The organism is Bacillus sp. FSL R7-0646 (assembly GCF_037969865.1).
Lineage (GTDB): Bacteria > Bacillota > Bacilli > Bacillales > Bacillaceae > Bacillus > Bacillus licheniformis.
In genome coordinates, this window is sequence record NZ_CP150217.1 from 3177074 (window position 1) to 3189784 (window position 12711).

The following is a 12711-nucleotide window of genomic DNA, read 5'->3' on the forward strand; positions in this document are numbered from 1 at the left end:
TTCCGGCTGAAAGCCGGGCGCTTCTAAGAGCGTTTATGGATGGTTTCATTCAATTCTCTTTCCAGCTTTTCCGCTTTTTCAGCTTCTTTTTTGGAATGCTTGATAATCAGCCGGAATACAGCGATCGCGATGATAAAGAAAACGGCCAGCGTAATAAAAGAAGGGATATATTCTCTTTTGTCTTCAGGAAAATAGAGCATAAACTGAATCAGAAACGGCGCCATTTTTCTTCCTCCCTGAAATGATTTTTTTACCATTTATTTATTATGATACCATTAGGAGGCAGATGCAGTGAACAACCAATTTCAAGTCGGAGATCGCGTAAAGGGCTTTTATAAAACAGGCGTCTACATCGGCGAAATTACGGATGTTAAACCGATGCACTACCTGGTCAAAATCCTCGCCGTGCTGACCCATCCGAAGCAGGGCGACCTTCATCATCCCAATCGGGCAGACGTCCCTTTTTTTCATGAACGAAAAGCGCTCGCTTACGGTGAACAGACGAATATCCCGCACCGCATGGTGAAGCCGTTCGATGAAGCTGTACCGGATTATGCGGATTCGCTCCGCTCAGCTTTGAGCCGCTTAAAAACGGATCTGCAAAACGATTCGTCCGAATACGCGGCAAAATCGCTTGAGCTTATTCATGGGCTTGAAAAAGAATATTTCCTGCACAAATAACCCAATCTGTTTGTCAGATTGGTTTTTTTATGTGGCGTGCGGAAAGACTTTTGAGAGGTCAACCCGTTCGCCGATCGTCGTCGGCTTCGGATTTTCCAAATACTTCTTATCCCGTTCTACGAGCCGAAACAACTTATACGTTGTCATCGCGTCGTCAAGCGCTTTATGCTGTTTTCCCGTTCCTGAATCGCCGTACTCTTCCGCTGCCTTCCACAAATTCGTCAATGTTTTGTCGCCGAAAAATTCCTTGTACTCCATGGAAAGGTCCCTCATCTCTCCTTTAAACGGAAACGGAACATGGTTGAACATGCAATTTTGCTTCAGCACTTTCATATCCATGTTTCCCCATGTAATGATGACGCTGTTTCGGTCAGGATCAAGCTCCCGCAGCTTTTCAATCAGCGCGTTAAACGTGATGCCTTGGTCAACCTGTTCCTGCGTGATGCTGAGAAAATTTTTGCAGCGCCTCGTTAATTTAGGGAACTTCTTCGGCTTAATATAGCTTGAAAACGTCTCAACCACCTCATCATGAACCGCCTTTACAATCCCTGCTTCTATGATTTCCGGGAAAAAATTTTGCGGGTGATACTTTCCCTCAGGCATTGTAAATTCAAAATCAATAATCAGTAAGGTGCTCGCTTCCAACTTTCACACCTGCCTTTCTATCTCAATATAAAAAACTTATGGTGGTAACGCAGCGGATTGAAATTATCCAAGCCTATAGTCTTCTGAATGTTTTCCAAAGTACGCTCATATTTCTCTTATTATATCATTATATTTCTATATTTAAGGTTTTATTTTCTGAAAATGTTGAAAATTCCTTCAAATGCCCATTTTTCGTCATTCTATAGAGCATCAATTCCATGCAGCTTTCGCATTTCATTTATAATGAAAGGGAATTCAAATTTGTTAAGAAGGTGATTCGCATCTCTGTTTATAAGAAAAACCTTGTGATCATGTGGTTTGCGAATTTTTTCGTGGCCGCAAGCTCCACAATGGTTCTGCCGTTTCTTTCCCTCTATATTGAGACGCTTGGCAGCTATTCGGACGGATTTACGGCAAAATGGAGCGGATACGTTTTCGGCGTCACATTTTTGATGGCCTTTTTAGTTTCTCCTTTTTGGGGAAGGTTCGGCGATAAACACGGCTATAAAAAAATCCTCTTGATCACGGGTACCGGAATCGGCACTTCCATTCTTCTCATGTCCCTTGTCTCGTCCGTATACGAGCTGTTTTTTTTGAGAATGGCGATGGGGCTCGTAACCGGGTTCATTCCCACTTCCCTTGCCATGATTTCGGCTCAGACGCCGAAAAAAACGGCTGGCAAAGTGCTCGGCACGCTGCAGATGGGCACGGTCTCGGGAGGATTATTCGGCCCCTTGCTCGGCGGTCTGCTCGCCGATCGCGTCGGTTTTACATATACGTTTTTCATTACGTCATTTGCGATTTACAGCGCGGTTTTCCTCGTGTTTGCCGGAGTGCGCGAACGGCCCCTGAAGCAGAAGCGCGATGCTTCCGCCGGGTACACGAGAAAGCAGGTTCTGCAGACGATTCTGCATCAGCGTCCGCTGATCACGGCGATGATCCTCACCGCTGTGATTCAAGTGGGAAACTTCAGTGTTCAGCCGCTGCTCGCTTTATACGTCAGCGAACTGCACGGAACTCAGAATCTCGCATTTTTTTCAGGGCTGGCTTTTTCTGCAACCGGCCTTGGAAGCCTGCTCGCTGCGAGAAAATGGGGCGCTTTGGGCGACCGGTTCGGCCACGGAAAAATATTGATGATTCTCGCGCTGGCTGCCGCGGTTTGCGTTATCCCGCAAGGACTTACATCTCAGTATGAAACGCTTGTGTTCTTCCGCTTTCTGTTCGGAATCGCACTTGGCGGGATGATTCCCTGCATCACCGCTTTAATCCGGGTTGAATCACCGGGGCCTATACAAGGAGAAGTGCTTGGCTATAATGTAAGTTTCAGATTTTTAGGCAATGTCATCGGCCCGGTGCTCGGCGGCATTCTTTCCAGCTTTTTCGGTATTTCTTCCGCCTTTTACGCAACTGCCGTCCTCTTTTTCGGCGGAGCATGCCTTCTGATGTTCCAAAGGTCCCAGCAAAAAAAATCAGAGGCGAAAGCAAGCTGAAATCGGATAAAAAAACTGCCAATCTATCAAATTATCCTTCTCGATATCCAAAAAGAATGGTACGATATGGCTAGAATTTAGCGAAAAGAGAGTGACAAAGTTGCGTTCATTTTTTGGATGGATTTTTCTGTTGATGTTAATACCTATATTTGTCTTTACCTTAATGGCCTCCGGCCGGGAAGCTCAGAATATGAAGCCTCTCGATCAGGTGCTCGATGAGAAGATCAATATAAAGGATATCGGCCTTGTACAAAACAGCTACATGTATGACAGGGACGGCGCTCTGATTTCCGAAATCGTTTCAGATCACCAAAACCGGGTATTCGTCCCCTATAAAGATATCCCTGAACATGTGAAGCAGCTGTTTCTGACTTCGGAGGACCGTCATTTCTTTCAGCATAAAGGCTTTGATTTTATCGGGATGGCCCGGGCCGCCGCAGCCAATGTCAAAAAAGGCGGCATTGATCAGGGGGCCAGCACGATTACACAGCAGCTTTCGAGAAACTTGTATTTGAACCATGAACGAACCTTCGACCGCAAGTTCACTGAGCTCCTGTATTCCTACCAGCTGGAAAAAAAGCTTTCAAAAGAAGAAATTTTTGAGAAATACTTAAACACCATCTATTTTAATCACGGGGTCTACGGAATTGGATCCGCGTCTTCTTTCTATTTCAGCAAGCCTTTGAAATCTCTCAGCCTTGCCGAAACGGCGTTTATTTGCGCGATCCCTAATAACCCTACATTATATGATCCTTTGAAACATTTTGACTACACAAAAACCCGCCAAAAGCGGCTGCTTGAAGGGCTGAAAAAAGCGGGCGTGATCACCGAAAAAGAATACAGCAAAGCCGTTAAGCAAAAAATTACGCTTAACGTGAAAGAAAAGAAAGACGACTATCCCGACTATACGACCTATGTCAACGAGGAATTCACCAAATTGGTGTCCGCTACGGAAGGGTTTGACGAACGGCTGAAAAAGGCAAAAACAAAAGAAGAAAAGAAAAAAATCGAAAAAGAGCTGTCAAACCGAATCAGCTCCCTCACGACAAGCGGAATCAAAATTTATACGGCGCTCGATACCAGCATGCAAAACCGTGTCGTCCAGCAAGTGAAGAACCGCCTCCCTTATGAAGGCGTACAAGGCGGAGCAGTGGTGATCAACCACCAAACCCATCAAATCGTCGCCATGTCCGGCGGGAAAAACTATAAAAAGTACGATTATAACCTGGCATTCCAAGCATACAGGCAGCCGGGGTCATCAATTAAGCCGCTCCTTGACTACGGGCCGTACATTGAAGAAACGGGTGCGACGGCAGGCAGCATGATTGACGCAAGCAAATTTTGCAGCAAGGAATACTGTCCGAACAACTTCAACGAAAGAACATACGGAACCGTGTCGATCAAGACAGCCTTTAAATATTCGTATAATACACCAGCCGTACGTATGCTGAACCGGGTCGGCGTGCAAAAAGGATTCAGCTATTTAAAACCGTTCGGATTCGATAAAATCGTTCAAAACGACTACCGTCTTCCTGCTGCGCTGGGCGGATTTACATGGGGCTTCTCACCGCTGGAGATGGCTGATGCCTATACGACCTTCGGCAATAACGGAAGCTACACATCCAGCCATGCAATCACAAAGGTGACGGATTTAAAAGGAAAAACGCTATACAAATGGAAAGACAAGCCGCAGCAAGTATTCAGCATGCGGACAAACAGCCAAATGCGCGAACTCTTAGCAGCGGTTGTCAAAGAAGGAACCGGAAAAAAAGCGAATTTCAGCGGCGGATATGTAGGAGGAAAAACCGGAACATCCAACGGGTACAGAGACCTTTGGTTTGTCGGATTGACGGATACATACACAATGAGTGTATGGGTCGGAAAAGAGGCAAAAGGCACTGTCGAGTACCTGCATCACGCGGGACCTCAACTTTTAATCTGGAGAGGAACGCTGCAATACGCATCTTAAATTAAAAAAAGGGGTGGATGAAAGTGGCGGATATGCCCGATCGAATCGTTCTGTTTGACGGCGTGTGCAACTTTTGCGACGGAGCCGTGCAATTCATTATCAAACATGATCCTGAAGGCTTATTTTCATTCGCTTCCCTGCAATCTGACGCCGGAGGGAATCTGCTCAAGCAATATCACCTCCCTTCCGATCATTTTGACAGCTTTATTTTGATCGAAAACGGCCGGGTATATCAAAAGTCAACGGCCGCCTTGCACGTGGTGAAAAGCCTCCCGGGCCTTTGGCGGGCCGCTTCCGCCCTCTTGATCATTCCCCGGCCGCTTCGGGACGCCGTCTACAGTGTCATTGCGAAAAACCGCTACAAATGGTTCGGGCAAAAAAGCGAGTGCACCGTTCCCGGTCCTGAGATCAGAAAACGATTTTTATCATAAAAAAACCGGAGCCGCCGGACAAACGTCCGCGCTCCGGTTTTTTGCATGGCTCAAACGGGCAGGCTCGCCATGACGCTGTTATAAAGCTTGATGATGATATACACCGTCCCGATCATAAACGTAAACCAAAACAGCAGCTCAAACATAATAAAACCGATTAATGACATGAATGAAAGCGTGCTGTGGATCGTATAAACGATAAAAATAAAATATACGAGAGTTGCGAGTAAAAAAAGCGCTGCAATTCCCGCGGCATATTGGACAAAAATAAAAGATAAAAGGCTTGCTCCTAGATACACGGCAGAACCGATCCTGATTTTTCTCAGATTCGCTCCTTCAGGATCTTTGGCGAAAAATAAAAGGGCAAGCTCTGTCACTGTATTGGCAATCAGCTTCAAAGCGGAAAATACCATGAAAAAAATCAGCGTAAACACAGCAAACAAAGCCATCCGGATGCCGCTCTCAGAGAAAAATTCGAGCATCCCTTTGTAGATGCCGAGAGAAGACAGCATCTGCATGGCATAGATAACGGAAGAAATCGCAAGAGATGAACTGAAAAGAAGAATTGCGATAAAAGGAAAAAAGCCTGTTACATACGTATTTTTCATAAAAAAAAGTCCCTTTCTGATATGTTCCTCATTCATTATGTACGACTTATGACCTGTTGACAAGAATATTTTCCATATTTTTAATTTCTGCTAATGCGGCAGAAAGGTGCAGGATTCTTCACAAATTCGCCATTTACTTGTAAAGTATTATGTGTTGACTAATCAATAGATCGCGAGGAATCGCCGTTGAAAAAAACATTAAAACTGCAGACACGGTTAACGATATTTGTCTGCGTCGTCGTTTTAATTTCTTTATTGATCGCGTTTTTTATGGTCGGCTCTGAGACCGCAAGGAACATTCGGGAGCAGGAGCAGCAGATTGCCCTGCAGACGGCGGAGATGGTCGCCGAGGCTCCGATTACGGCACAATCGCTGGAAAGCGGCGAATACGAAGAGCTCCGGAAATACACCGCCCGCGTTCAAAAAATCACCCAGACTGAATTCGTCGTTGTCATGGATATGAACAGCATCCGCAAAACCCACCCCGATCCGAATAAAATCGGAAAGAAATTTGCCGGCGGGGACGAAAAAGAAGTGCTGAAGGGCCGACGCCACATTAGTACGGCAAAAGGCACGCTCGGTGAATCACTGAGGGCTTTCGTTCCCATCTATAATAAAACGGGCACCCAGGTCGGAGCGGTAGCGGTCGGGATCACCCTTAACGAGATTGAGCAGATCACCCAGCAAAATCTCCGCCCTCTATATACGGTCATCGTCCTCAGCATCGTCGCCGGAATCATCGGAGCTGTCATCGTGGCGAGGAAAGTGAAAACGATTATGTTCGGCATGGAACCATATGAAATTGCAACGCTTTTGAACGAACGAAGCGCAATGCTTGAGTCGACAAAAGAAGGGATTCTCGCCGTTGATCGAACAGGAAAAATCAAGCTCGCCAATGCGGAAGCGAAGCGCCTGTTTCAAAAAATGGGGATCGAAGAGAATCCGATCGACCGGGATGTACTCGACATCTTGCCAAACAGCCGACTGAAACAAGTGATCGAAACACAGAAGCCCGTTCAGGACCGCGATGTCAGAATCAATGGCCTTGAACTTGTCTTTAATGAAGTTCCGATTCACTTAAAAAAGGGAAACATCGTCGGAGCGATTGCGACATTCCGCGACAAAACCGAAGTGAAGCACTTAGCTGAGCAGCTGTCCGGTGTTAAAATGTACGCAAACGCGCTCAGGGCGCAGTCGCACGAGTTTATGAACAAGCTCCACGTCATTCTCGGTCTTGTTCAATTAAAGAACTACGACGAGCTTGGAAACTATATAAAAGATATTGCGATCTATCAGCAGTCTGAAGCGAGCGGCATTATCAACCATATCAAAAACTCGGTACTCGCCGGCTTTTTGCTCGGCAAACAGAGCTATATTCGGGAACAGGGGGCCTCGTTGGAGGTTCATTGCAGCACGAGGATTCCGGATACAGCCAACACAGCGGTGATTCACGATTTGATCACCGTTATCGGGAACCTTCTCAACAATGCCCTTGATGCCGTTTCCGCAACTGAGAAGAAAAATATTTCGATTTCATTCCGCCATCATGACGGACAGCTTGATATTGAAGTCACGGATACGGGAGTCGGCATATCCAAGGAGGAACAGCAGAAAATGTTTGACCAAGGCTTTTCAACAAAGGGCCCCAATCGGGGGTTCGGTCTTTATTTCGTCGAACAAAGCCTTGAAAATTTAAATGGACATATCGTCGTGACGAGCGAAAAGAATGAAGGAACGACATTCAGTCTCCGCATTCCGTATGAACCAAAGGAGGATGACCATGATTGATGTATTAATTGTTGAAGATGACCCGATGGTAAGAGAGCTGAATAAACGTTACCTCAGCCAAGTAGAGGGATTTCAGCTGAAGGGAATTGCCGCTTCTTTTCAAGAGGCTCTCACCTTCCTTCGGGAAGAGCATATCGATCTGATCCTGCTCGACATTTATATGCCTGGCAGGAACGGCGTCGAGCTGCTCACTGAGATCAGACGCCAAAATCAAGCTGTCGACGTGATTGTCATCTCAGCGGCCAGTGAAATGGATGTTGTTCAAAAAACGCTGCGCTTCGGGGCCGTCGATTACTTAATCAAGCCGTTCGAATTTGAGCGGTTTCAAAGCGCGCTCACTGATTACAAACGGAAGCAGCAGCTCTATGCAAGCAACCGGAATATCAGCCAAAAAGAGCTGGATTTTGAACTTTTTCAAAAAAAACGCGCGCCCGAAAAGGTACATTTGCCAAAAGGGCTGACCAAAAGCACGCTGAAGCTCATTTGGTCAAGCATCAGATCGTTTGACAGCTTGACGTTCACAACGGAAGATTTGGCCAATCACACGGAAATCTCTCAAGTTTCAATCCGCAAATACTTAAAGTTTCTGGAGGAAATCGAAGTTCTCAACGTAGAAATGGCCTACGGGACGATCGGCAGGCCGGTTTTCCAATATAAATTAAATACAAATGACTTGAATGTGATTAACCAATATCTATAACATGTCCCCGCCCGCTGCTCTCTAAAGACAGCGGGCGTTTTTTTTTGTAACGGCCACATTTGACTCGCCATCATTGCCGGATAAGGATTTATCGCGCTCGCCGCGCTTGTGTTCGGTAAATGGCAGCCGATCGGAGCCCTGTTCTTCAGCTTCGCTCAAAGCTTAAGCATCATCGGGTTCACGCTTCCCTTCTTCAAAAGAAATACCAAACGTCTATATGCTGATTGCGCCTTACGTATTGACGATTCTAGCGCTGGCCGGATTTAGCGGCAGAGCCGAAGCGCCAAAGGCAAACGGTATCCCTTATATTAAAGGAAAACGATAACCGAACGATAGAATAAGAGAGCGGCCTGCTCTCTTATTCTTTTTTTGTTACCTTAACAAAAGATAAAATTTTTTGACGCCGCCATTGTCTTTACCACTTTTATGGTATGATGAAAAAGTCTGGTTATCAATCATTACAGGAATTTTATTGCAGACAGGAAGCAAATCGTATACAATTTAATATTGTTTAATTTCTATATAAAACGTTTTTATTTAAAGGATGCGAAAACATTGAATAAATCAGTCATACCTTCTTTAATTACGGTTGGAAACTTTGTTTCGGGCATCTCTTCAATACTGCTTGCATTCAGAGGGTATTTATTCTTAGCCATTATATTTGTTCTGATCGGCGCTATCTTGGACAGCCTTGACGGCATGGCCGCGCGCAGATTAAATGCCGTCAGCCCGTTTGGAAAAGAATTAGATTCTTTGTCTGATATTATCACTTTCGGAGTCGCCCCGGCCATCATCACCTATTCAATCGTTTTTTATGATGCTCCGATCTTAGGCCTTCCTTCGACATTGTTATTCCCTGTTTGCGGAGCGCTTCGGCTGGCGCGATTTAATATTCAATCAGAGAACCAGGATTATTTTACAGGCCTTCCGATCACCGCAGCCGGAACAATTCTGGTATGCTTAAACCTTTTCTCAGAAATCCTGGGCAAAAAGCCGTTCATTTTGATCATGCTGTTCCTGTCCTTTCTCATGGTCAGCAAAATCAAAGTCATCAGCCTGAAGGGGAAAAAACTATTGAAGAAAGTGAGCTAGTTTTTAATGGAGTTGGCAAAAGAATTGATTTCCCAATACGGGTATTTCGCGATATTCGGGATGCTTGTCCTCGGAATTGTAGGCCTGCCGATACCCGATGAAGTCATGATGACATTTGTCGGGTATCTGTCTTCTATTCATATATTAAACTATGAGCTGTGCCTTTTGATCAGTTTTTCAGGTGCGATATCAGGGATGCTCATCAGTTATTTTCTAGGGAAGAAAATCGGTAAACCGCTGCTCGATAAGTTCGGGAAATGGATCGGTCTGACGCCGAAAAGACTGGACACCGTGCACCGCTGGTTTGAAAAATACGGCCCGTGGACGATTCTTTTCGGCTATTTTGTCCCCGGAATCCGCCATGTGACATGCTATCTGTCCGGCATGAACGAGATGGACATGAAAAGGTTCCTGATTTATGCCGGATCAGGAGCTTTTATTTGGTGTCTTGTTTTTATTACGATCGGATACACAATCGGCGTGATTTAAATACCGCTTGCATCCCGGATGATCAGTAAAGGAGTGAACAGCTTGAAAAAGCGGCTTTACCGGTTTTTGATTGAGTTGACGAATAAAAAGGGCGTGTCCCGGATGCTGAAAAAGTTTGCTCAGTCAAAGCTAAGCAAACCTCTCATCCCCTCCTATATCAAAACCTTTCATATTAATACAGAAGAGATGCTGGAAGATGTCCGCTCTTTTAACAGCCTGCACGAGCTGTTCATCAGAAAATTAAAGAGCGGTGCACGCCCCCTTCCCGCTGATCCAAACAGCCTGGTCAGCCCTGTGGACGGCGTCATCGAAGAAATGGGCACCATCACGCGCGACAAGCAATTTACCGTCAAACAAAAACTCTATTCTGTAGAAGAAATGATCGGACGATCCGAGATCGTGAACCGCTATGTCGGCGGAACCTATATCATTATCTATTTAAGTCCGAGAGACTACCACAGAATTCACAGCCCGGCTTACGGCACACTTGAAACGCAGTATTCGCTGGGAAGCACGTCTTACCCTGTGAATAAAATCGGTTTGACATACGGGAAATCGCCGCTGACAAAAAACTACCGGATGATTTCCGAATTTAAGCATCAATATGGGTCCGCCCTGCTTGTGAAGGTCGGAGCGATGTATATTAACTCGATCGTGATGCTCCAGGAGTCAAAAGAATGGCGCCGAGGCGACGAAATCGCATATTTCTCTTTCGGCTCGACCGTTATTCTGCTGTTTGAAAAGGATACCTTTATTCCTGATGAACGCCTTCACCCCTCTCTTCAAGTCAAAATGGGAGAGGTGTTAGGATCTCTTGCCAAAAGAACATCATAATGCACCGCCCCCGAAATGCGCTTCGGGGGTTTTTTAATTGCTGCTTAAAAAAGCTTTTCTCCATGGACAGGAAATCCCCTTTTTCCGCCTGGATATGGATCCCTAATAAACCAAAAGACCTATAAAACGATCAAAATCAAGGAGATTCCTTCTCTTTTCCCGCCCTTTTTCGTTTTAATTTAATTATCAATCGATTATTTTAATTTAAAAAACGCACAGAATTGACACTTTTCTTCTACAATTGAACACATACAAACATGGGGGTGTTTTTTATGGAAGCAGCAAAAGATTTGAAACCGATTACAAATCACGGTCATAAAGAAAATAAAAATATTTTCCATAAGCTGATCAACTGGAAAATCGGCGTGATTCCGTTTCCGCTATATATTGCGCTTGCGCTGATTGTTTTTCTGGCAGCTTACTTTAATGAATTGCCGAATGACATGCTCGGCGGTTTCGCGGTCATTATGATTCTCGGCATTTTTCTCGGGGATGTCGGACAGCGCATTCCGATTTTAAAAGATATCGGCGGACCTGCCATTCTATCGCTGTTTGTTCCTTCGTTCTTAGTCTTTTTCAAAGTGCTTAACCCTGCATCTATGGAAGCGGTTACAACTTTGATGAAAACGTCAAATTTCTTGTATTTCTACATCGCATGTTTAGTCGCGGGAAGTATTTTAGGAATGCATCGCACGGTTCTGATTCAAGGTTTTATGAGAATGTTCGTTCCGTTGTTGGCCGGGACGATCGCAGCGGTTGCCGCCGGTATTCTCGTCGGTCTGTTATTTGGCTACAGCCCTTATGAAGCTTTCTTCTTTATTATTGTACCGATTATTGCCGGAGGCATCGGCGAAGGCATCCTGCCGCTGTCACTCGCCTACTCGCAAATTTTGGGACAGTCCACCGATGTATTTGTTTCACAGCTCATTCCGGCCGCTATTATCGGAAACGTCGTTGCCATCATCTCAGCCGGACTGATGAAAAAGCTTGGGGAAAAGCGTCCTGAACTGAACGGTAACGGCAGACTCGTTAAATCGAAAAAAGACGATGAAATTTTCAACCAAAAAGAAGAGGAGCCGAAAATCGACTTGAAATTAATGGGTGCCGGCGTTTTAATCGCATGTTCCTTCTTCATTTTCGGCGGTTTGGTCTCCAAGTTCATCGCGATTCCGGGAGCGATCCTGATGATCATCGCAGCGGCTGCCGTAAAATATGCAAAGCTTCTGCCTGCAAGCATGGAAAAAGGCGCTCACCAGCTTTACAAGTTCATGTCATCAAGCTTCACTTGGCCGCTGATGGTCGGGCTCGGCATTCTTTATATCCCTCTTGATGATGTGGCGTCTGTTATTTCCCTGCGCTTCATCGCCGTCTGCGCTTCAGTCGTCATTGCCATGGTGACATCAGGCTACTTTGTCGGAAAATTAATGAACATGTACCCTGTTGAATCAGCGATCGTCACAGGCTGTCACAGCGGTCTCGGCGGCACGGGGGACGTGGCCATTCTTTCGGCTTCAGGCCGGATGGGTCTGATGCCGTTTGCGCAAATCTCAACGCGTCTCGGCGGGGCATCCACCGTCATTATGGCGACCGTTTTACTGAGGTTCTTCACCTCGTAAGGGCCGCATAAAAAAACAAAAAGGAGTCTGATCTATACGATCGGATTCCTTTTTTGTTTTCAGCGTTTCTCAACTCTGATATATTCTCTCGGTTTAAAGGGAGCTCTTTCTGTTCCCGTTAAGGACTGATCTTCCGCTCCCGTCTGTAGCGGCGTGTAATCACCGCGGTATTGAGGGCCTTCGGGTGTTCCGATCCCCGGAGTCTGTTCACGCGTCATTTCCCTGTTGATCATAAACGCTCCCGCAAAAAGCGAACAAAATAAACCTAGGCTGACAAAAGCTTTCCTTTTCATCTTTCATCACCTCAAATTCATCTTGTTCAAAAAAACTTTCCATTATACAAATGCCGAATTTTTTGTTAAAATTGT

General features: G+C 45.6%; 14 protein-coding genes and 1 pseudogene. 11 read left to right on the top strand and 4 right to left on the bottom strand.

What is annotated here, in order from left to right:
• Window positions 1-23 precede the first annotated feature (23 nt).
• On the bottom strand, window positions 24-224 hold the full coding sequence (locus tag MKY62_RS16565) for a hypothetical protein (protein WP_003184804.1): 201 nt from the start codon (window positions 222-224) through the stop codon (window positions 24-26).
• A gap of 67 nt (window positions 225-291) precedes the next feature.
• Between MKY62_RS16565 and MKY62_RS16570 the strand changes: the two genes are divergently transcribed.
• On the top strand, window positions 292-681 hold the full coding sequence (locus MKY62_RS16570) for a kinase-associated lipoprotein B (RefSeq protein WP_003184806.1): 390 nt from the start codon (window positions 292-294) through the stop codon (window positions 679-681).
• Window positions 682-708: 27 nt separating this feature from the next.
• Here the strand turns inward: MKY62_RS16570 and kapD are convergent, their stop codons facing one another.
• On the bottom strand, window positions 709-1326 hold the full coding sequence (gene kapD, locus MKY62_RS16575; protein ID WP_003184808.1) for a 3'-5' exonuclease KapD: 618 nt from the start codon (window positions 1324-1326) through the stop codon (window positions 709-711).
• 218 nt (window positions 1327-1544) lie between these two features.
• On the opposite strand from kapD, the gene MKY62_RS16580 reads away from it, so the two are divergent.
• The 3 genes from MKY62_RS16580 to MKY62_RS16590 all read left to right on the top strand — a co-directional run bounded on the left by MKY62_RS16580 (window position 1545) and on the right by MKY62_RS16590 (window position 5216).
• A complete protein-coding gene (locus tag MKY62_RS16580) occupies window positions 1545-2816 on the top strand; it encodes an MFS transporter (protein WP_016886107.1) in 1272 nt (423 codons plus the stop codon).
• 133 nt (window positions 2817-2949) lie between these two features.
• The gene (locus tag MKY62_RS16585; protein ID WP_044051839.1) at window positions 2950-4785 is read left to right on the top strand and encodes a transglycosylase domain-containing protein; all 1836 of its coding nucleotides are present in this window, start codon (window positions 2950-2952) and stop codon (window positions 4783-4785) included.
• A 17-nt stretch (window positions 4786-4802) separates the two neighbouring features.
• Window positions 4803-5216 (top strand): thiol-disulfide oxidoreductase DCC family protein, encoded by a 414-nt coding sequence (locus MKY62_RS16590; RefSeq protein WP_009329501.1) that lies wholly within the window; start codon window positions 4803-4805, stop codon window positions 5214-5216.
• Between the two features lie 50 nt (window positions 5217-5266).
• Here the strand turns inward: MKY62_RS16590 and MKY62_RS16595 are convergent, their stop codons facing one another.
• A complete protein-coding gene (locus MKY62_RS16595; protein WP_009329502.1) occupies window positions 5267-5824 on the bottom strand; it encodes a YufK family protein in 558 nt (185 codons plus the stop codon).
• A gap of 186 nt (window positions 5825-6010) precedes the next feature.
• Between MKY62_RS16595 and malK the strand changes: the two genes are divergently transcribed.
• The 7 genes and pseudogenes from malK to MKY62_RS16630 all read left to right on the top strand — a co-directional run bounded on the left by malK (window position 6011) and on the right by MKY62_RS16630 (window position 12343).
• The gene (gene malK / locus MKY62_RS16600; protein ID WP_009329503.1) at window positions 6011-7612 is read left to right on the top strand and encodes a malate sensor histidine kinase MalK; all 1602 of its coding nucleotides are present in this window, start codon (window positions 6011-6013) and stop codon (window positions 7610-7612) included.
• Window positions 7605-8312 carry a response regulator gene (locus tag MKY62_RS16605; RefSeq protein ID WP_003184821.1) on the top strand — a complete coding sequence of 236 codons (708 nt, stop codon included), beginning with the start codon at window positions 7605-7607 and terminating at the stop codon, window positions 8310-8312. The genes malK and MKY62_RS16605 overlap by 8 nt, the downstream gene beginning before the upstream one ends.
• Before the next feature lie 66 nt (window positions 8313-8378).
• Window positions 8379-8637: pseudogene (locus tag MKY62_RS16610) on the top strand (ABC transporter permease); the annotation flags it as partial.
• A 230-nt stretch (window positions 8638-8867) separates the two neighbouring features.
• On the top strand, window positions 8868-9404 hold the full coding sequence (gene pssA, locus MKY62_RS16615; RefSeq protein WP_011198249.1) for a CDP-diacylglycerol--serine O-phosphatidyltransferase: 537 nt from the start codon (window positions 8868-8870) through the stop codon (window positions 9402-9404).
• 6 nt (window positions 9405-9410) lie between these two features.
• Entirely contained in the window at window positions 9411-9893 is a 483-nt protein-coding gene (locus MKY62_RS16620; RefSeq protein WP_016886500.1) for a DedA family protein, read from the top strand.
• 42 nt (window positions 9894-9935) lie between these two features.
• Window positions 9936-10727, top strand: coding sequence for a phosphatidylserine decarboxylase (locus MKY62_RS16625; RefSeq protein ID WP_003184826.1), 792 nt, complete (start codon window positions 9936-9938; stop codon window positions 10725-10727).
• A 272-nt stretch (window positions 10728-10999) separates the two neighbouring features.
• Window positions 11000-12343: a citrate:cation symporter gene (locus MKY62_RS16630; protein WP_003184828.1), complete on the top strand. Its 1344-nt coding sequence runs from the start codon at window positions 11000-11002 to the stop codon at window positions 12341-12343.
• 59 nt (window positions 12344-12402) lie between these two features.
• Here the strand turns inward: MKY62_RS16630 and MKY62_RS16635 are convergent, their stop codons facing one another.
• Window positions 12403-12636, bottom strand: coding sequence for a hypothetical protein (locus tag MKY62_RS16635; protein WP_016886501.1), 234 nt, complete (start codon window positions 12634-12636; stop codon window positions 12403-12405).
• Between the last annotated feature and the right edge of the window lie 75 nt (window positions 12637-12711).